The following is a 19,529-nucleotide window of genomic DNA, read 5'->3' on the forward strand; positions in this document are numbered from 1 at the left end:
CTCCGCCATCCCAACAGGCCCGGGCTACCCGCTCAAGGCCCTGAGCCGCGTGCCATACGGCGCGTTGCTGTGTTGCCTGGCCAGCCTGGGAACCGCCCAGGCCGCACCCTACGTGGAAACCGGCAAGTTGGGGGATGTTGCCAGTTGGCGCAGCACTGAATTCAAGGCCGACTGGGGCCTGGGGGCGATCAACGCCGATGTGGCCTATGCCGCCGGCTACAGCGGCAAGGGGGTGAAGCTGGGGATCTTCGACCAGCCGGTGTACGCCCTGCACCCGGAGTTCTCCAGCCCCGGCAAGGTGCAGACCCTGGTCACCGAAGGGATCCGCCAATACACCGACCCGTATATCCCGGTGAAGGCCGGCGATGCGTTTCGCTATGACGGTACACCGTCCAAGGGCTCCAACGGCAAGATCGGCGATCACGGCACCCATGTCGGCGGCACTGCCGCAGGCGATCGCAACGGCGGGCCGATGCATGGCGTGGCCTATGACGCCCAGATCCTCAGCGCCGAGAACGGCGACCCGGGCCCGGAAGACGGGATCATCCTCGGCAACGACGGCGCGGTGTACCAGGCCGGCTGGGACAGCCTGGTAGCCAATGGTGCGCGCATCATCAACAACAGCTGGGGCATCGGCATTGGCGACCAGTATGCCAAGGGCGGCAAGGATCCGGCGTTCCCGCATTTTGGCCTCAGTCAAGCGCAAGCCCAGTTCGACCAGATCAAACCGTTGTTGGGCACGGCCGCAGGCGGTGCCTATTCGGGTGCGATCAATGCAGCGCGCAGCGGGGTGCTGACGATCTTTGCCGCTGGCAACGACTACAACCTGAACAACCCCGATGCGATTTCCGGCCTGGCGTACTTTGTGCCCGAGATCGCGCCCAATTGGCTGTCGGTGGCGGCGTTGCAGCGCAACCCGGACGCCAATAGCCCCAACCCCTATGTGATCAGTACCTTTTCCTCGCGCTGCGGTTATGCCGCGAGCCTCTGCGTGTCGGCACCGGGCACCGCGATTTACAGTGCGGTGATGGTCGGCACCACCGTCGAAGACATGACCCTGGGCTGGAACAACAAGAACGGCACGTCCATGGCCGCGCCCCATGTGGCAGGCGCCGCTGCTGTGTTGATGGAGCGTTTCGCGTATATGAACGGCGAGCAGATCTCCACACTGCTCAAGACCACCGCCACCGACCTGGGCGCTGCGGGTATCGACTCGCTGTACGGCTGGGGCATGATCAACCTGGGCAAGGCCGTCAACGGGCCTGGGATGTTTATCACCGCCGAGGATATCCCGGCCGAGTTTCGCATCGACGGTGGCTATGGCAGCGGCCAGTTTGTCGCGGACTTGCCGGGGGTTGGGGCGGTGGTCGACGCGGGCAAACCCACCCAGCGCCTGTGCACCGATGTGCACTGCGGGCGGGATGTGTGGAGCAACGATATCGCCGGTCACGGCGGCCTGACCAAGCAGGGCATCGGGACGCTGGTGCTCACCGGCAATAACACCTACAGCGGGCCAACCCTGGTCAATCAAGGCCTGTTGGCGGTCAATGGTTCATTGACCTCGGCGGTCACGGTAAGTAATCGCGGGGTATTGGGCGGTTCCGGCAGCATCGGTGCGCTGACCGCGCAAAGCGGCGGTACGGTGGCGCCAGGCAACTCCATCGGCACCTTGAATGTGGCCGGGGATGTCAACTTCGACGCCGGTTCCACCTATGCGGTAGAGCTGTCCAACACCAGCAGCGACCGCATCGTCGCCGGTGGCAAGGCGACCCTCAACGGCGGCACCGTGACCCTGGCCCTGGAAAACAGCCCGACCTTGCTCAGCCAGCCTGAAGCGCAAAGCCTGATCGGCCGCCAGTACAACATCCTGCAGGCGGCCGGGGGCATTACAGGCAGTTTCGCCTCGGTCCTGCCCAATTACCTGTTTGTCGGTGGCAACCTGAACTATGGCGCCAACGGCGTGCAGCTGGATGTGGCGCGCACGGCCAACAGCTTCGCCAGCGTCGCCGCGACCGATAACCAGCGCGCCGTGGCGGCCGCCGCCGAGCAATTGGGCGCGGGTAACGGGGTGTATGAGAGCCTGCTGCTGGCACCGAGTGCGGCCTCGGCGCAAGGGGCGTTCCAACAGTTGTCGGGGGAAATCTACCCGGCCCTGGAAACCGCGTTGGTCAATGACAACCGCTACCTGCGTGAAGCGGTGGGCGAGCGCCTGCAACAGGGTGAAATGGGCACCTCGCCACAAACCATCGACACGCGCGGCAACGTCTGGGTCAAGGCCCTTGGCGCCTGGGGTAAAACCGACAGCGCCAGCGATACGGCGGGCTACACCACCTCCATCGGCGGCCTGCTGGCGGGTGTGGACGGTGCACTGGACGAAGACACGCGCCTGGGCCTGGTCGCCGGCTACAGCGATACCTCGCTGAACATGGGCGATGGCACCCATTCGCGGGCCTCGGTGGACAGCTACCACTTTGGCGCCTATGCCGGCCACGAAATCGGCGCCTGGCGTTTGAGCGGCGGCGCGACCTACAGCTGGCATCGCGCCGATGTGAAGCGCGATCTGCAATACGGCGAAGTCGCCGGCAAGCAGAAAGCCAAGGTCGATGCCCGCAGCACCCAGCTCTTCAGCGAAGCGGCTTACCGCCTGAACCTGCAAGCGCTGGCGCTGGAGCCGTTCGCCAACCTGGCCTATGTGCACCTGGACAGCGATGGGTTCAGCGAGAAAGGCGACGCCGCAGCGCTCAAGGGCGGCGATGACACCCGCGACCTGGTGCTCAGCACCCTCGGCGTGCGCGCCTTGAAGACCTTCAACCTCACCGACCATCAAGCCCTGGACGTTTCCGGCACCCTGGGCTGGCAGCACAACCTCAGCGCCACCGATTCCGAGCGCCACCTGGCGTTTGCCTCGGGCGGCACCGCGTTTGCCGTGGAAAGCTCGCCGATGGTGCGCGATGCCGCCCTGGTGGGCGCACGGGCCAGCCTGGCGCTGACCAAGGACGCGCGGGTGAACTTTGACTACAACGGCCTGCTGGCCAGCAAGGAGAAAATCCACGGCGTGGGCTTGAACCTCGACTGGGCCTTTTAAACGCTGAAGCTCCAAATGTGTGGGAGCGGGCCTGTCGGGTCGCTCCCACAGCAACAGCATTCCAACTGTTTTGGCTTTCTCGACAATTCCAACAAAAGAGAGGCAATACCATGGGTGTCTATGACTACAAAAACCTCACCACCGAGGACTCCAAGGCACTGTTCGCCGATGCCATGGCGATCACGTTGTATTCCTACCACAACCTGGATAACGGCTTTGCCGTGGGTTATCAGCAAAACGGCTTCGGCCTGGGCTTGCCGGCCACCCTGGTACAGGCATTGATTGGCAGCACCGACGCCCAAGGCGTGATTCCCGGCATCCCGTGGAACCCCGACTCGGAAAAGGCCGCCCTCGACGCCGTGCAAAAGGCCGGCTGGACCCCCATCAGCGCCAGCACCCTCGACTACGGTGGCAAGGTCGATGCGCGGGGTACATTTTTTGGTGAGAAGGCTGGCTATACCAGTGCCCAGGTGGAAGTCCTGGGTAAATATGACGACGCCGGCAAACTGCAGGAAATCGGCATCGCCTTCCGTGGCACTTCAGGGCCCAGGGAGAACCTGATCCTCGACTCCATTGGCGATGTGGTCAACGACCTGCTGGCTGCTTTCGGCCCTGCGGACTATGCAAAAAACTACGCGGGCCAAGCGTTTGGCACCCTGCTGGGCAAAGTCGCCGCGTATGCCAGCGCACAGGGGCTGAGCGGCCAGGATGTGCTGGTCAGCGGCCATAGCCTCGGTGGCCTGGCAGTCAACAGCATGGCGGACTTGAGCAACACCACCTGGGCGGGCTTCTACCAGGACGCCAACTACGTGGCCTATGCCTCGCCGACCCAGAGCAGCGGCGACAAGGTGTTGAACATCGGCTATGAAAACGACCCGGTTTATCGAGCCCTCGATGGTTCCTCGTTCAACCTGTCGTCCCTTGGGGTACACGACCAACCCCATGCCTCCAGCGCCGATAATATCGTCAGCTTCAACGACCACTACGCCTCGACGCTGTGGAACATCCTGCCGTTTTCCATCCTCAACCTGCCGACGTGGATCTCCCATTTACCCACGGGCTATGGCGATGGCATGGGCCGCATCCTTGAATCGTCGTTCTATGACCTGACCAGCCGTGATTCGACGATCATCGTCGCCAACCTGTCCGACCCGGCTCGCGCCACTACCTGGGTCCAGGACCTCAACCGCAACGCCGAAGCCCACAAGGGCAGCACGTTTATTATCGGCAGCGACGGCAATGACCTGATCCAGGGCGGGCGGGGCAATGACTACCTGGAAGGCCGGGCCGGCAACGATACCTTCCGTGATGGCGGTGGCTACAACATCCTGCTGGGCGGCAAGGGGTTCAATACCCTGGACTTGCAGCAGTCGCTGAAAAACGTTGAGGTGGCCAACGATGGCGCAGGCACCCTGTACATCCGCGACGGCCAAGGCGGCATCAGCATGACCCGCGATATGGGCGCGATAGTGAGCAAGGAAAGCTATCTGTTGCTGTTTAGCAAGGACGTGACCCACAGCGTGACCGACCAGGGCCTGCTGGCGGGCCGCGACCTGACGGCCTACGCCGCGTCGCTCAAGGGCGATGCCGGCGCCAATGCGCTCAAGGCCGGCGATGGCGGGCAGTGGTTGTTTGGCCTGGACGGTAATGACCACCTGATCGGCGGCAAAGGCAACGATGTCCTGGTGGGCGGGGCCGGCAATGATCTGCTGGAAGCGGGCGGCGGGCGCAATACCTTCCTGTTCGACGGCGACTTTGGCCAGGACCGGATCCTGGGCTTCCAGTCGACGGACAAGCTGGTGTTCATGGGGGTAGCGGGGGTGAACGGGCAGTACAACTACCTCGACCATGCCAAGGCGGTGGGCAGCGATACGCTGCTGACGTTCGGCGATAATTCGGTGACGTTGGTGGGGGTAGGGCTTGGCAGCCTGTCGGCGGAGGCGCTGGTTATCGCCTGAAATAATCTGCAGGAGCCGCCAGGCCGGCTCCTGCAGGTCATCGGTCAATCTTCCTTGCGTACGGTCGCGACATCCGCCGCCTTGACCCGCACGCGCTTGCCGGCGATATCGGTGAATTCGTAGAAACCATCCGGCGTCTTGGCATTCGGCGTGTCAGTGGTCAGGTACTGAGTACCGTTCTGCAAGGTCACGACGGTCGGCGTCGAGCAGCCGGCCAATGCCAGAAACGTCAATACAGCCAGCGGCAGGCCCCAGTTCTTCATGTTCATAACCCTTACTCTCATTCTGCGAAAACCCCGTGCTCAACGGCTGGGGGCATCAAATGTTACGCGGATCCACCCCCATCTGATCATTTTTATGCAAAAAGTTGCGTGCGCCACTGATCTATTAGCGATTGCAACGTGGGCCTGGCAACGGCAATCTGTATGCATAACCAGTAGTTATCCAAGTGCCTGTCATGTCCAATCCCCTCGAAGACCCGTTTTACTACCTGCATAACTTCCAGCAAGTGCTCGACTGGCTGGGGCAGCGCTATGCCGATGTGCTCGATGCGCAAGAGCAGCGTTTTATGACGCAGTTCGCCCAGGTGCCGCAGCCGGCCCAGGCGCTGCTGGTGCGCATGGTCATGCGCAAGGGCGTACATTTTCGGGCCAGCAAGCTCAACTACGTCGAGATCGGCGCGGCCGAGGCTGCCGTGCGGCCACTGCTGGAACAGGGTTGGGTCAGCGAGCAGGGCCTGTTGTCGCTGGACGAGGTGTGGGGGCAGTTGCAAAAAGGCGAGGTGCTGCAGGCGTTCAAGCCCTGGATCGAGCAGCCCAGGGGCAAGAAATCCGATTGGCTGCCCGGTTTATCGAGCCAATTTACCGAGCCGCAGACATTTGCCCAGTGGTGCCCGCACCTGGAGGACCGGCTGTACAGCCTCACGGTAATGGACCTGTGTGATCGCCTGCGCCTGATGTTCTTCGGCAATCTGCACCAGGACTGGTCGGAGTTTGTGTTGGCGGACCTGGGGATCTACACCTACGAGAAGGTCGAGTTTTGCACCGAGTCCCGTGGCCTGCGCCATCGTGACGATGTGCATGGCCTGCTGTTCCTGCACCAATGCCAGCAGGCCTTCGAGGCCGGTGAACCGCTGGAGGAGGTGCTGGCGCAGATTGCCACGTTGAACACCGATAACCCCTGGCTGGAAAAGCGCCGGGCCAAGCTGCTGTTCCAGGTCGGCCTGCACTGTGAACGGCTTGCCGAACTGGACCTGGCCGAGGTGATCTACCGCGATTGCGCCTACCCCGGCGCTCGCGCACGGCTGATTCGGGTGCTGGAACGCCAGGAGGATTTCGCCCAGGCACTGGGCCTGGCCCTGGAGGCCCAGGCCGCCCCGCAAAGCGCGGCTGAGCAGCAGCACCTGTTACGGGTTTTGCCCCGGTTGCGGCGCAAGCTGGGCGAGCCGGTGCAGCCCAAGGCCAAGCCCCCGCTGATCCAGCGCCTGGACCTGGAGCTGCCATTCCCGCAGCCCGTGACCGCTGTGGAGCTGTGCGTGCAGGCGCACCTGGGGGATGACGATGGGCCGGTGCACTACGTCGAGAACACCCTGATCAACTCGCTGTTCGGGCTGTTGTGCTGGCCGGCGATCTTCGCGCCGTTGCCCGGTTCGTTCTTCCACCCGTTCCAGCGCGGGCCGGTGGATTTGCACAGCGAGGACTTCCCGCAGCGCCGTGCCGAGTTGTTTGCCGCCTGCCTGGAGCAATTGCACGACCAGCGCTACAAAACCACGATCCGCCAGCGCTACGCCGAAAAATGGGGGATCCAGTCGCCCTTTGTGTTCTGGAATGGGTTGAGCGAAGCACTGCTGGACCAGGCCCTCGATTGCCTGCCCGCCGCGCACCTGCGGCACTGGTTCGACCGGCTGTTGCTGGATATCCGCGCCAATCGTGCCGGGATGCCGGACCTGATCCAGTTCTGGCCGGCGCAAAAAACCTACCGCATGATCGAAGTCAAAGGCCCCGGTGATCGCCTGCAGGACAACCAACTGCGCTGGCTGGCGTTCTGTGCAGAGCACCAGATGCCGGTCACCGTCTGTTATGTGCGCTGGGCGGAGCAGGGCGCTTGAGCTACACCGTCGCCGTACGGGCCTTGTGCGAGTTCACGGCCAAGGTCGGTGATCTCGACCTGCGGTTTACGCCGTCGCCCAGTGCCCAGGAAGGCATGCTCGGCCATCGTACCGTGGTCTCCCGCCGCAGCACGAACTACCAGAGCGAAGTAGCCCTGGAAGGGCACTACCAACAACTGACCGTGCGCGGCCGTGCCGATGGTTATGACCCGGATCGCACGGTGCTGGAAGAGGTCAAGACCTACCGTGGCGACCTGGATGCCCAACCGGCCAACCACCGGCAACTGCACTGGGCCCAGGCCAAGGTCTACGGCTGGCTGATGTGCAGCCAGCTGGGCCTGTCGCAAATAGACCTGGCGCTGGTGTATTTCGATATTGTCAGCGAGCGCGAAACCGTGATCAGCCAGGTGTGCCCCGCAGATGAGCTGGAGCGGTTCTTCAAGCGGCAATGTGCGTTGTTTCTCGGCTGGGCCGAGCAGCAGGCGCAACAGCGCCAGGCCCGCGATGCCGCCGCCACGGCCCTGGCCTTTCCCCACGCGGGCTTTCGCCTGGGCCAGCGCAGCCTCGCCGAATCGGTGTACAAGGCCGTCAGTACCGGGCGCTGCCTGATGGCGCAGGCGCCCACGGGGATCGGTAAAACCATTGGCACGGTGTTCCCGATGCTCAAGGCCCTGGCGCCGCAGCAGTTGGACAAGCTGTACTTTCTGACGGCCAAGACCCCTGGCCGCCAACTGGCGCTGGATGCGGTGCAGGTGCTGCACGCCAGCGCCGACCTGCCATTGCGCGTGCTGGAGCTGGTGGCGCGGGACAAGGCCTGCGAGCACCTGGACAAAGCCTGTCACGGTGATTCGTGCCCATTGGCCAAAGGCTTTTATGATCGCCTGCCGGCTGCGCGCGAAGCGGCGGCCAAGGTCCGCCTGCTGGACCAGCGCAACTTGCGCGAAGTGGCGCTGGCCCATGGGGTGTGCCCCTATTACCTGAGCCAGGAAATGGCGCGCTGGTGCGACATGGTGGTCGCCGACTACAACTATTACTTCGACTTTGGCGCGCTGCTGTTTGGCCTGGCCCAACTCAACCAGTGGCGGGTCGCGGTGCTGGTGGACGAAGCCCATAACCTGGTGGAGCGGGGCCGGGCAATGTACAGCGCTGACCTTGATCAATTTGCCCTGAAGACCTTGCGCGACACCGCCCCCGAACCGTTGCAAAAACCGTTGCAGCGGCTCAACCGCGAGTGGAATGCGCTGCACAAGGAGCAGGTCACGGCATACCAGGCCTATGCCAGCAAACCGGACAAGCTGTTGCAGGCCCTGGCCCTGTGCACCCGCGCCATGGGCGAGTATTTCAACGACCACCCGCAGGCACTTACGGGCGAGCTGCAAGGCTTTTACTTCGAGGCCTTGCAGTTTGCCAAGGTGGCGGAGCTGTTCAACGAACAGTTTATTTTTGATATCAGCCAGCGCGACCCGCTGGCCAAGCGCCGCTTCTCCCGCTTGAGCCTGCGCAATGTGGTGCCGGCCGAATTTATCCGCCCCCGCTTGACGGCGGCCCGCAGCAGCGTGCTGTTTTCCGCGACCCTGAGCCCCCGGCATTACTATGCCGACCTGCTGGGCCTGCCGGCGGACACCGCGTGGGTCGACGTGGAATCGCCCTTTGCGGCCGCGCAGTTGCAGGTGCGCATCATCAACCGCATCTCCACGCGCTTTGTGCATCGCCAGGCGTCCCTGGCGCCTATCGTCGCGTTGATCGCCGAGCAGTTTGAGCGTGCGCCGGGCAACTACCTGGCGTTTTTCAGCAGCTTCGATTACCAGCAACAAGTGGCCCAACTGCTGGCCGAACGGCATCCGTCGATTGCCACCTGGCATCAATCACGGGGCATGACCGAGGCCGAGCGCCAGGCCTTCCTTGAGCAGTTCACCCAGCACAGCCAGGGCGTGGGGTTTGCGGTGCTGGGCGGGGCGTTCGGCGAGGGTATCGATTTGCCCGGCGCGCGCCTGATCGGGGCCTTTATCGCCACCCTGGGCCTGGCGCAGCTCAATCCGGTCAACGAGCAGATGAAGCTGCGCATGGGCGCGATCTTCGGTGCGGGGTATGACTACACCTACCTGTATCCCGGGATCCAGAAAGTGGTGCAGGCGGCCGGCCGGGTGATTCGCACCCAGCAGGACCAGGGGGTGGTGATGCTGATCGATGACCGCTTTGCCGAACCCAACGTGCGGCCGTTGCTGCCGCGCTGGTGGTCGGTGACCTGAGGTATTTGCCCCTTGCCCGGTTGTTGGCATTTCTGTGGGAGCGGGTTGCCCGCGATAGCCATAGGTATCTACACAACTATCTTCTCGGTCTGTGTACATATCCATTGCTGCAATGGCGGCCGGTCAGCCAACGTATTTATTGACTGATACACCGCCATCGCGGGCAAGCCCGCTCCCACAGGGGTACGCGCACGCTTCAAGGATCAGGTCGGCTGTTAGGCCGCCTCGCTTTGCTTGTGATTTTGATCTTAGGCGCCCCGTTAAACCACGCTGGCCGTCATCCGATATTGATTTGGGGGGTAAACCGGCAGGACGCCGGTTTAGCCGCGCTGGGCCATGGATGGCCCATCGCGGCGGCCCCCCAAATCAATGTCGGATGACGGGCACACCGAGCCTAGGCGAGGTGCCGAGTGGTGGGGCAAGAGCGTTTTGCTTACTTTTGCGCTTTTCAAAAGTGAGCCGCCGTCAGGGCGGAACCCTAAGTGGCCGTTACCGCAGCAATGGATATGTACTCATCCCCAAAAGAAAGTTGTGTAGATACCTATGCCCGCTCCCACAGAGGGGATGGGGGCTTACACCACCTCCAGGTACGAGCTGTGGATCGCCCGTGCCAGTTCGCGCACGGTGTCGATAAACTCGGTCAGCCGGCTGTGCAGGCCTTCTTCGAGGATCTCGTCGATACCGGTGTAGCGCAGCCGCGCTTCAAACTCCGCCGCCAGGCGCTGGGCCGTGCGGCCGTAGCTGCCCGGCAGGTCGGCGAGAATATGGCTCAACTCCTCGACACACGCATGCAACGAACGCGGCACATCGCTGCGCAACAGCAGCAGCTCCGACACCGAACGTGCATTCAGCGCATTGGGGTACAGCTCGGTGTAGGCCTCGAATGACGACAAGGCCCGCAGCAGGGCGCTCCACTGGTAGTAGCCACGGGCGGACAGGTCGCTGACTTCTTCGGACTCTTCACCAAACATTTCATAACGCGCATCCAGCAGGCGCAAGGTGTTGTCGGCACGCTCGACAAAGGTGCCCAGGCGGATAAAACGATAGGCATCGTTGCGCATGATGGTGCCGGACGTGGCGCCACGGAACAGGTGGGAGCGCTGCTTGACCCAGTCACAGAAGTGGCTGATGCCATGGCGCGCCAGGCCGCCGGCGGCGATGCTGCGCATTTCCAGCCAGGTGGCGTTGAGGTTTTCCCACATGTCGGCGGTGATCCGCCCACGCACGGCATGGGCATTGCCTCGGGCGGCGCGCAGGCAGTTGTAGATACTGGCGGGGTTTTCTTCGTCGAGGGCAAAAAAATGCAGCATGCGCTCGGCGTCCAGTTGTTGATGGCGCTCCAGATAGCTGTCCAGGGTGCCACTGCTGAGCAGCGACATCGCCAGTTCGTCCAGGCCATCGCTGCGCCCGGCGTGTGGCATCAGCGACAGCGAATAGCTGACCTCCAGCATGCGCGCCAGGTTTTCCGCGCGCTCCAGGTAGCGCGACATCCAATACAGATCTGCGGCGGTTCTACTCAGCATACTCAGCCCTCCACCACCCAGGTGTCCTTGGTTCCGCCGCCTTGCGACGAGTTGACGATCAATGAGCCTTCACGCAGCGCCACCCGGGTCAGGCCACCCGGCACCAGGCGCGTCTCCTTGCCCGACAGCACGAACGGGCGCAGGTCGATATGCCGTGGGGCAATGCCGTTTTCGACAAAGGTCGGGCAGGTGGACAGGCTCAGGGTCGGCTGGGCGATATAGGCATGGGGCCGGGCCTTGATGCGTTGGCGGAAGTCCTCGATCTGCGCCGCCGAAGCGGCCGGGCCCACCAGCATGCCGTAGCCGCCAGAGCCCTGGGTTTCCTTGACCACCAGATCGGGCAAGTGCGCCAGTACGTGGGACAGTTCGTCCGGCTTGCGGCACTGGAATGTCGGCACGTTTTGCAACACCGGTTCTTCATCCAGGTAGAAACGGATCATCTGCGGCACATAGGGGTAGATGGATTTGTCGTCGGCCACGCCGGTGCCGATGGCATTGGCCAGTACCACGTTGCCGGCGCAGTAGGCGGCCACCAGGCCCGGTACGCCGAGCATGGATTCGGGGTTGAAGGCCTGGGGGTCGAGAAAGGCGTCGTCGATGCGCCGGTAGATCACATCCACGGCTTTCGGGCCATCGGTGGTGCGCATGAACACCTTGAGGTCGTGCACGAACAGGTCGGCCCCTTCGACCAGTTCCACCCCCATTTCCCGGGCCAGGAACGCGTGCTCGAAAAACGCGCTGTTAAAACGCCCCGGGGTCAGCACCACCACATTGGGGTTGTCCAGGCGGCTGGCGCTTTTCAGGGTCTTGAGCAGCAGGTTGGGGTAGTGATCCACCGGCGCGATGCGCTGCTTGGCAAACACCTCCGGGAACAGGCGCATCATCATCTTGCGGTCTTCGAGCATGTAGCTCACGCCGCTGGGTGTGCGTAGGTTGTCTTCGAGGACGTAGTAGGTGCCATCGCCATCGCGCACCAGGTCGACGCCGGAAATGTGGGAGTAGATGTGGCGGTGCAGGTCCAGGCCGACCATGGCCTTCTGATAGCCTTCATTGCCGAGGACTTGATCGGCGGGAATGATCCCGGCCTTGATAATGCGCTGGTCGTGGTAGATATCGGCGAGGAACATGTTCAGCGCATTGACCCGCTGGATACAGCCGCGTTCGATCAGGCTCCACTCACTGGCGGGGATGCTGCGCGGGATGATATCGAAAGGGATCAGGCGCTCGGTGTCTTGCTCGTCACCGTACAGGGTGAAGGTGATCCCGGCGCGATGGAACAGCAGGTCGGCCTCACGGCGGCGCTGGGCCAGCAGCTCCGGCGGGGTGTTGGCCAGCCAGCGGGAAAATTCCTGGTAGTGCGCACGGCATACACCCTGTGCGTCATGCATTTCATCAAAGAAAGATCGAGCCATTCCAATTACCTTGTCAATGCCTGGGCAAACGCGACAGGCACTGCCGCTTTAGAAAACGCATTGTTATAAGCCCGTGGCTTTTGGCGCCAACGGACCGGGTCCTTACTTTCTTTTGGAGTCGGCTCTGAGTCGGGGGGTAACAGTTGCTCCTGTGTTCACCTGGGCAGGCAGGCGGTTACAGGAGTAAAGCAATGGCTGTGCCGGAACCGCGTTTATAGGGGTTACACGGTATGTCAGCCTGTTACTGGGCCGGCCTGCACAAGTGCGGTGCGCGAACGGTGCAGTATTGGCGCCATAACGGTGCGGGTGATTGGCCTGAACTTCGCGCACCACCGGCTCTTCTAACGGGATTACGCACCGTAAGGATCACCGATTGTGCCCAGGATCATCTCCCCGCAAAGCCCGGAGTCGGCGCTGACCGACCACAGCGAACACAATGCCAAGATCTTCGGCTCACCCAAGGACCGGCTGGATTTCTACCGCCGGGAAATCCAGTACGAAACCACCATCCTCGCCAACCGCACCGATGCCTACCTGACGGCGCAGTCGTTTTTGGTGATCGCCTTTGTGTCGTGTATGGGCAACCTCAACCCCGAGTGGGGCAAGCTGTTTACCCTGGTGGTGCCACTGCTGCTGGCGATGCTGGGCGTGTTCAGTTCGCTCAATGCCTGGCCGGGCATCCGGGCGGCCTACGACATCATTGATCACTGGCACTTCAAGCAGAGCGAATTGTTGCGCAGTGAGCCGGTGATGGGCCTGGCCTACGATGAATCGCCGCTGTTCTGCGAGACCGAGTCGTCGCACAAGGGCTATCGCAAGTCATTGCTGTTCTCGGTGCGCACACCGTGGTTGTTCACGGTGTTCTGGATGCTGCTGGCGGTGTTTGCATTTTATATCCAGGTGGACAACCCCGGGGCGTGAGCCTTGATCAGCAGAGACTTCGGGCAACGAAGCCCCCCGGATCTAAGCGCCATCCAATGGCGGTAACCGACGCTTGAGCGGGGTTTTCTTGACGATGGCGGTGTTGGTCTCGGCATAGGCGTTGAGACGGTCAAGCAAGGTGTCCAGCTGGTCCATGGTGCGTACGTGCAGCCGTGCGATAAAGCAGTCGTCGCCGGTGACCTTGTCGCACTCGGTAAACTCCGGGATCGCCTGGATCTGCCGCTCCACTTCCTGCAATTGGCCGGGCAGGGGGCGGATGCGCACGATGGCTTGCAGCAAATAGCCAAAGTGTTTCGGGTCGATGTCCACGGTATAGCCCTTGAGCACCCCGCGCTCCTCCAGGCGCCTCAAGCGTTCGCCAACGCTGGGCGAGGACAGACCAGTAATACCCGCCAGGGTCTTGAGCGAGCAGCGCGAGTCGTCCATCAGGGCGGCGATCAGTTGTTGGTCGATAATGTCAATCATCCTTGGCTCCTTAGGGAAACCTGCTGTTTTGCCTAAAAAGAATAGGCAGTAACCACCTTCGGCCTTTTTCAGGCGCTGGAGGCGGATTGATGCAGATTGCCATAATTTAGCCTCATTCGAGGAGCTTAATCATGGACACATCCATACGTCGCGGGTCGTGGGAAATGGTCGGCGCCATGCTGATCTCCGGCACCATTGGCTGGTTTGTACTGGTGTCTGGCGTGCCGGTCATCGAAGTGGTGTTCTGGCGTTGCGTCATCGGCGCCTTGACCCTGTTGCTAGTGTGCTGGTGGCTAGGGTATTTGCGTAGCACTTGGTTGAACGGCTCGACACTTGGCTGGGCCATGTTGAGTGGCGTGGCGATCGTCGGTAACTGGCTGTTGCTGTTTGCCTCCTATGCCAAGGCGTCGATTGCGATCAGCACCGCCGTCTATAACGTTCAACCCTTTATGCTGGTGCTGCTCGCGGCGCTGTTTCTGGGCGAGAAAATCACCGTGCAGAAGCTGGCCTGGTTGAGCGTGGCCTTCGTCGGCATGCTCGCGATTGTCACCGCCCATGGCGAGCAGCAGGCCGGCGGGGCTCAGTACCTATGGGGTGTGGCGCAGGCATCAGGCGCAGCCTTGTTGTATGCCGTCGCTGCGTTGATTATCAAGCGCCTGAAGGCCGTGCCGCCCCATCTGCTGGCGCTGATCCAAGTAAGTACCGGTGCGGTGCTGCTGGTGCCGTTGGTGTCATGGCACAGCCTGTCGGCGCCCGTCGATGCCTGGGCGGTGCTGTTGACACTGGGCGTGGTGCATACGGGATTGATGTATGTGCTGCTCTATGGCGCGATTCAAAAGCTGCCGACGGCCTTGACCGGGGCGCTGTCCTTTATCTACCCGATTGCGGCGATCCTGGTTGACTGGATGGCCTACGGGCATCGCTTGGGCTGGGTACAGTGGCTGGGGGTTGCGGCGATTCTGCTGGCCGCGGCGGGGTTGCAGCGGGGTTGGTGGTGGCGGTCTAATAGCATTTTGCCTTAATGATAGAGCAAGCTGTTCAACTGCACCTGCACCGGTGCGCTATGAGCACCTTTTTAAACTTGAAATATGGAGCGTTATTTTGAACGTTACAGGATGTTGAATTATGTATCATCTTTTTGATTCTGAAAGGGTTTTATCTGAGGTAAAAAATACCGAGTTCTCTCGGCATAATGATTTTGCCAAGCTGCTGCTTTTATATATTGAAGATTTTTTTAATCTGGAGCCTGACTCGCTCGCACTGGATGTACGAGGAAAAGTAAAAGCCAGTATTGAAGTGTTGCGTCTATTGAGCAAAAAAGAGCTTCATCTGTTTTACATTGTCTTTCCTCCGGGTGAGGAGGGCGAAAAAATATTCTCTATCCTTGAGTGTGTAGGGCGTTTACGCTTTACCCAATGCTCATTTCTGGTTGGGCGCATTGAGTTAAAAAAACCCAAGGTATCCTTTTTTGATTGCGAATTTATTAGCAATTATGATGTATTGGATATGAATTTGAGAAAGGATAAGGCCTATGACGATTGTCTTTATCAAAGATGTGTTTTTCGTGGGAATGTCAGCTGTGGTAGTGATGAAAGGAAGGAAAGGCTGATCATCCGGCATTCGCTTTTTTCAGATTGTAAGTTCTTCGGGAGGGTGAGGTTTGAGAACGCTGAGCTGCAAGGCTACTTTGTTGATGGTGACCCTAGATACCCATCAAGTCTTTCCAGGCTAAAGGTCGAAAACTGCATTTTTCAGAATGGTTTTTATATAAATAGTCAAAAAATGGCGTACGCGTACTTGACGTCATGTGTATTTCAAGGAAAGTTTGAATTTAAACAGAATTCTGTAGATCGACTAATATTTGATAACTGCAATTTTAAGAAAATCTCTGATTTTTATGCTTCGTCCATTCGTAGGTTTACATTAAGGAAAAGTATATTTGATACGTTTGTCGGTTTTGAAGAGTGTCATTTCGGTGTGTTGCCTGGTCCTCGGCGGCGCAGCATAACGCCTGAAATAGGCATTGGATTGGCGTGTTTCATTTATGTGACTTTTTTGGAGTTTGCGAGCTTTAGAGGTGCAAGGTTTAACGAAGGACTGGACCTTGAAAAAATAAATACAATTGAGCAGCCGAATTTTCATCGCGTTTTTGTTAGCTTTGCGGAGACTCCAAGAGAGACTTTCAGGATGATAAAACATGCCTTGGACAGTCATGGGGCACACATTGAAGCAAATAAATTCTTTGCATTGGAAATGAAGCGTCGTAAGCATGAATTTTTACGCAGTCGGTTTACGGCAGATAGATTGATTTATGCCATAAATCATCGGGCCTCCGATTTTGGGCAAAGCTATTTGTTGCCGGTAATGTGGATTTTTGTTTTTGCATTATCGTTCTATGCCCTGTGTAAAGGCCAGCAAAGCAATATGCTTTATAAGATATACCCGCCAGCTAACGAATTTATTGCTGCATTTACAGAGGTTTTGAATGAAATCGCTTCTAGCGTGATTCCGTTCAAACAGTTTTTGCGAACAGGAATGGAGTTTATTAGCCTGATATTTTATGTGGTTTTCGCGGTTTTGATTTGGCAGGTGATTGTTGCATTAAAACGCATGATCAGGCGTTGATATGGCTATAGCGATATTGATGATTACTCACCGAAGAGCGCGGCAAGTATCTCCGCGCTCTATCGTCAAGGCCTTAGTGCGGCGCGCGGGGAATGGTCTTGAGCAAGTCCGCCGGGCTGATATGCCCCACAACCTGCTGCTGCACACCGCTGCCCGGCAACGGCAGGTCGAGGATATGCCCCTTGATCTTGCCCACCACATGCATTTCGCACGGCTTGCAGTCGAATTTCAGGGTCAGTACTTCATCGCCGTGAATCAGTTGCATCGGCGCGACCTTGGTGCGCACGCCGGTCACGCCCTTGGCCTGCTTGGGGCACAGGTTGAAGGAGAAACGCAGGCAGTGCTTGGTGATCATCACCGGCACTTCACCGGTTTCTTCGTGGGCCTCGTAGGCCGCGTCGATCAACTTCACACCATGGCGATGGTAGAAGTCGCGGGCCTTCTGGTTGTAGACGTTGGCCAGGAACGACAGGTGCGATTCCGGGTACACCGGCGGCGGCGAAGTTTCGGCTTTGCGGCCACCCCGGGGGTGGGCCTCGACACGGGCCACCGTCAGCGCCTCGATCACATCACGGCGCAAGGCCTTGAGTTGCGAGTTGGGGATAAAGTACGCCTGCGGCGCATCCAGCTCGATCGCCGTGGCGTGATACTGGGTAGTGCCCAGTTGGCCAAGCAGGTCTCGCAGGGTGTCCAGTGCCTGTTCCGGCTTTTTGGCCACGCCGAACGGGCCGGGCAGGGTGGTGCTGGCGCTCACGCCTTCTTCACTGGTGGCGGTCAGTTGCAGCTGGTCTTCGCGCAGGCTGGCCTGCCAGGACACGCCAACCCGGCGCTCGGCCGAGGTCTTGAGCAATGCTTGCTGCCAGTTATGGTCCAGGTTGCGGTTGAGCGGGTGATTGGGCCGTAGCGGGTGCAGGCCCGCCGGCATTTCGTTGGGCTCGACCCGGTAGCGATAGCGCTTTTCGCCGTCCTCTTCAAACTCACCCTTGGGCTCGGCGATATTGGCGCGAAACCCCACGACTTCACGCTTGATCAGCACGTTGAGGCCGTCACCGTTGGACAGCGGCTCGTGGGTGATCACTTGCAAGTCGCGCTTGCCGGCTTTTTCCACCACGCCTACCGGCAGGCCGGTAAAGGTCGGGGTGTCGAAGGCGCCGATATCGATCTTGCGGTCACTGACGAAGTAGTCGGTGCTGCCGCGGTGGAAGGTCTTTTCTGGGTCCGGCAGGAAGAAATGCGCGGTACGCCCGCTGGAGGCGCGGGCCAGGTCCGGGCGGTCTTCGAGGATCTCGTCCAGGCGCTGGCGGTAATAGGCAGTGATGTTCTTCACATAGCCCATGTCCTTGTAGCGGCCCTCGATCTTGAACGAGCGCACGCCCGCGTCCACCAAGGCGCGCAGGTTGGCGCTCTGGTTGTTGTCTTTCATCGACAACAGGTGTTTTTCAAAGGCCACCACGCGGCCCTGGTCATCCTTGAGGGTGTAGGGCAGGCGGCAGGCCTGGGAGCAATCGCCACGGTTGGCACTGCGGCCATTTTGCGCGTGGGAAATATTGCACTGCCCGGAAAACGCCACGCACAACGCGCCGTGGATGAAGAACTCGATGGCGGCATCGGTCTCATCGGCAATCGCGCGGATTTCCTGAAGGTTCAGCTCGCGGGCCAGCACCAGTTGGGAGAAGCCGGCCTGGTCGAGGAACTTGGCCCGGTTCAGGGTGCGGATGTCGGTCTGGGTGCTGGCATGCAGCTCGATGGGCGGGATATCCAGCTCCATCACCCCCAGGTCCTGGACGATCAGCGCATCTACGCCGGCATCGTACAACTGGTGAATCAGCTTGCGCGCCGGTTCCAGTTCATCGTCATGCAGGATGGTGTTGAGGGTGGTGAACACGCGGGCGTGGTAACGACGGGCGAATTCCACCAGTTGGGCGATCTCGCTCACGTCGTTGCAGGCGTTGTGGCGCGCACCGAAGCTCGGGCCACCGATGTACACGGCGTCGGCGCCGTGCAGGATAGCCGCGCGTGCGATGGCGACATCGCGGGCAGGGCTGAGCAATTCCAGATGATGTTTGGGCAAGGACATAGTTTTTTTAGTCAGGCTTGTCACGGTTGAGGTGCGCATTGTAGCTGCGATTTGTCTGATAGTGCGCCGGACTTATCCCTGGGCCGCCATCGCCGTGACTTCAACCCGCATGCCTTCGACCGCCAGCGCCGCCACGCCAACCGCCGCGCGGACCGGCCAGGGTTTGGCGAAGAAACGCTTGTACACCTCGTTGAACGCGGCGCGGTCGGCCATGTCGGTGAGGTAGATCGTCAGGTGCATGACCCGGTCCATGGTGCTGCCGGCACGCTCAAGGGCCACCTTCAGGGCTTGCAGGGTGCATTCGCTTTGCGCGGTGATATCGCCCAGTTCCAGGCTGCCATCAGCGCGCACCGGGATCTGTGTGGAGACCAGGATGCCGTTGAAACCGATAACGTCAGAGGAGATGGAATCGGGGTCGAGGTCGGGGGTGTAGTCGAGGTGGGACATGGCGGTTCTCTTATGCAAAAAGTGGATCAGGCCGGCAGTTTAACCGGGCGTAACCTGTGTTGGAGCGTCAAAGAGGAATGTGGGTGGTCGACAAGACCTGGCGCAGCCCCATGAACGATCGGATCTGGCGCACCCCAGGCAGGTAAAGCAGTTGCTCCGCGTGGAGCCGGTTGAAACTGTTACTGTCCTTGGTGCGCAACAACATGAAGTAGTCGAACTCCCCGGTCACCACATGGCACTCCATGCAGCCGGACACTTTTTGTGCGGCCGCCTCGAATGCCGCGAAAGATTGCGGTGTAGAGCGATCCAGCACCACGCCGATCAAGACCACCATCCCCGCATCCAGCGCTACAGTGTCCAGCAGTGCGACGATGCCCTTGATCAGGCCGGCTTGCTTGAGCCGTTCGACGCGCCTGAGGCAAGCCGGCGCACTCAATTTCACCTTCTCTGCCAGCGCCACGTTGGAGATGGAGGCATCTCGCTGCAGAGCCTTGAGAATAGCGCGGTCGGTTCGATCCAGTGGCTGTGGCGTTGAAGCTTTTATTGCGTCCATGGTGATTAATTCGCAATTAAAGTAGGTTTGATTTTTATAATAAGAAATTATGTTTCTTTAAATAATAAAAGATTGCAACACATGTT

At 60.2% G+C, this 19,529-nt stretch carries 14 protein-coding genes; 7 read left to right on the forward strand and 7 right to left on the reverse strand.

The features are described from left to right. Positions 1 to 7 precede the first annotated feature (7 nt). Together BLL38_RS01215 and BLL38_RS01220 are read left to right on the forward strand one after the other, a co-directional pair. The gene (locus BLL38_RS01215; protein ID WP_076961140.1) at positions 8 to 3,085 is read left to right on the forward strand and encodes an autotransporter outer membrane beta-barrel domain-containing protein; all 3,078 of its coding nucleotides are present in this window, start codon (positions 8 to 10) and stop codon (positions 3,083 to 3,085) included. 110 nt (positions 3,086 to 3,195) lie between these two features. Further along, positions 3,196 to 5,043: a polyurethane esterase gene (locus BLL38_RS01220; protein ID WP_076960937.1), complete on the forward strand. Its 1,848-nt coding sequence runs from the start codon at positions 3,196 to 3,198 to the stop codon at positions 5,041 to 5,043. Positions 5,044 to 5,087: 44 nt separating this feature from the next. Here the strand turns inward: BLL38_RS01220 and BLL38_RS01225 are convergent, their stop codons facing one another. Continuing rightward, positions 5,088 to 5,312, reverse strand: coding sequence for a YgdI/YgdR family lipoprotein (locus BLL38_RS01225; protein ID WP_076960938.1), 225 nt, complete (start codon positions 5,310 to 5,312; stop codon positions 5,088 to 5,090). Positions 5,313 to 5,500: 188 nt separating this feature from the next. On the opposite strand from BLL38_RS01225, the gene BLL38_RS01230 reads away from it, so the two are divergent. Continuing rightward, positions 5,501 to 7,150, forward strand: coding sequence for a VRR-NUC domain-containing protein (locus tag BLL38_RS01230; RefSeq protein ID WP_076960939.1), 1,650 nt, complete (start codon positions 5,501 to 5,503; stop codon positions 7,148 to 7,150). After that, positions 7,147 to 9,399: an ATP-dependent DNA helicase gene (locus BLL38_RS01235; protein WP_076960940.1), complete on the forward strand. Its 2,253-nt coding sequence runs from the start codon at positions 7,147 to 7,149 to the stop codon at positions 9,397 to 9,399. The genes BLL38_RS01230 and BLL38_RS01235 overlap by 4 nt, the downstream gene beginning before the upstream one ends. 572 nt (positions 9,400 to 9,971) lie before the next feature. On the opposite strand, the gene BLL38_RS01240 is transcribed toward BLL38_RS01235, so the two are convergent. Both BLL38_RS01240 and BLL38_RS01245 read right to left on the reverse strand, forming a co-directional pair. After that, positions 9,972 to 10,922 carry an alpha-E domain-containing protein gene (locus tag BLL38_RS01240; protein ID WP_076960941.1) on the reverse strand — a complete coding sequence of 317 codons (951 nt, stop codon included), beginning with the start codon at positions 10,920 to 10,922 and terminating at the stop codon, positions 9,972 to 9,974. A gap of 2 nt (positions 10,923 to 10,924) precedes the next feature. Then, positions 10,925 to 12,334, reverse strand: a complete 1,410-nt coding sequence (locus BLL38_RS01245; protein ID WP_076960942.1) for a circularly permuted type 2 ATP-grasp protein — start codon at positions 12,332 to 12,334, stop codon at positions 10,925 to 10,927. 375 nt (positions 12,335 to 12,709) lie between these two features. On the opposite strand from BLL38_RS01245, the gene BLL38_RS01250 reads away from it, so the two are divergent. Beyond that, positions 12,710 to 13,255: a hypothetical protein gene (locus BLL38_RS01250; RefSeq protein WP_076960943.1), complete on the forward strand. Its 546-nt coding sequence runs from the start codon at positions 12,710 to 12,712 to the stop codon at positions 13,253 to 13,255. A 42-nt stretch (positions 13,256 to 13,297) separates the two neighbouring features. Here BLL38_RS01250 and BLL38_RS01255 read toward each other — a convergent pair whose 3' ends face one another. Continuing rightward, positions 13,298 to 13,741: an Lrp/AsnC family transcriptional regulator gene (locus BLL38_RS01255; protein ID WP_076960944.1), complete on the reverse strand. Its 444-nt coding sequence runs from the start codon at positions 13,739 to 13,741 to the stop codon at positions 13,298 to 13,300. 131 nt (positions 13,742 to 13,872) lie between these two features. Here BLL38_RS01255 and BLL38_RS01260 point away from each other — a divergent pair, with 131 nt between their 5' ends. Together BLL38_RS01260 and BLL38_RS01265 are read left to right on the forward strand one after the other, a co-directional pair. Further along, positions 13,873 to 14,763, forward strand: coding sequence for a DMT family transporter (locus tag BLL38_RS01260; RefSeq protein ID WP_076960945.1), 891 nt, complete (start codon positions 13,873 to 13,875; stop codon positions 14,761 to 14,763). Positions 14,764 to 14,866: 103 nt separating this feature from the next. Beyond that, the gene (locus tag BLL38_RS01265) at positions 14,867 to 16,366 is read left to right on the forward strand and encodes a hypothetical protein (protein ID WP_076960946.1); all 1,500 of its coding nucleotides are present in this window, start codon (positions 14,867 to 14,869) and stop codon (positions 16,364 to 16,366) included. 73 nt (positions 16,367 to 16,439) lie between these two features. Here BLL38_RS01265 and BLL38_RS01270 read toward each other — a convergent pair whose 3' ends face one another. The 3 genes from BLL38_RS01270 to BLL38_RS01280 all read right to left on the reverse strand — a co-directional run bounded on the left by BLL38_RS01270 (position 16,440) and on the right by BLL38_RS01280 (position 19,443). Continuing rightward, positions 16,440 to 18,443 carry a peptidase U32 family protein gene (locus BLL38_RS01270; protein ID WP_076960947.1) on the reverse strand — a complete coding sequence of 668 codons (2,004 nt, stop codon included), beginning with the start codon at positions 18,441 to 18,443 and terminating at the stop codon, positions 16,440 to 16,442. Positions 18,444 to 18,515: 72 nt separating this feature from the next. Continuing rightward, positions 18,516 to 18,890, reverse strand: coding sequence for a RidA family protein (locus tag BLL38_RS01275; RefSeq protein ID WP_076960948.1), 375 nt, complete (start codon positions 18,888 to 18,890; stop codon positions 18,516 to 18,518). Positions 18,891 to 18,957: 67 nt separating this feature from the next. After that, a complete protein-coding gene (locus BLL38_RS01280) occupies positions 18,958 to 19,443 on the reverse strand; it encodes an Lrp/AsnC family transcriptional regulator (RefSeq protein ID WP_076960949.1) in 486 nt (161 codons plus the stop codon). Positions 19,444 to 19,529 lie beyond the last annotated feature (86 nt).

It is taken from the genome of Pseudomonas gessardii, from assembly GCF_001983165.1.
Classification (GTDB): Bacteria; Pseudomonadota; Gammaproteobacteria; order Pseudomonadales; family Pseudomonadaceae; genus Aquipseudomonas; species Aquipseudomonas gessardii.

Bases quoted from the DNA above. Each gene is read 5' to 3' on its own strand.
- BLL38_RS01220 (WP_076960937.1), top strand. From the start codon at position 3,196: ATGGGTGTCTATGACTACAAAAACCTCACCACCGAGGACTCCAAGGCA.
- BLL38_RS01225 (WP_076960938.1), bottom strand. From the start codon at position 5,312: ATGAACATGAAGAACTGGGGCCTGCCGCTGGCTGTATTGACGTTTCTG.
- BLL38_RS01230 (WP_076960939.1), top strand. From the start codon at position 5,501: ATGTCCAATCCCCTCGAAGACCCGTTTTACTACCTGCATAACTTCCAG.
- BLL38_RS01240 (WP_076960941.1), bottom strand. From the start codon at position 10,922: ATGCTGAGTAGAACCGCCGCAGATCTGTATTGGATGTCGCGCTACCTG.
- BLL38_RS01245 (WP_076960942.1), bottom strand. From the start codon at position 12,334: ATGGCTCGATCTTTCTTTGATGAAATGCATGACGCACAGGGTGTATGC.
- BLL38_RS01255 (WP_076960944.1), bottom strand. From the start codon at position 13,741: ATGATTGACATTATCGACCAACAACTGATCGCCGCCCTGATGGACGAC.
- BLL38_RS01260 (WP_076960945.1), top strand. From the start codon at position 13,873: ATGGACACATCCATACGTCGCGGGTCGTGGGAAATGGTCGGCGCCATG.
- BLL38_RS01265 (WP_076960946.1), top strand. From the start codon at position 14,867: ATGTATCATCTTTTTGATTCTGAAAGGGTTTTATCTGAGGTAAAAAAT.
- BLL38_RS01270 (WP_076960947.1), bottom strand. From the start codon at position 18,443: ATGTCCTTGCCCAAACATCATCTGGAATTGCTCAGCCCTGCCCGCGAT.
- BLL38_RS01275 (WP_076960948.1), bottom strand. From the start codon at position 18,890: ATGTCCCACCTCGACTACACCCCCGACCTCGACCCCGATTCCATCTCC.
- BLL38_RS01280 (WP_076960949.1), bottom strand. From the start codon at position 19,443: ATGGACGCAATAAAAGCTTCAACGCCACAGCCACTGGATCGAACCGAC.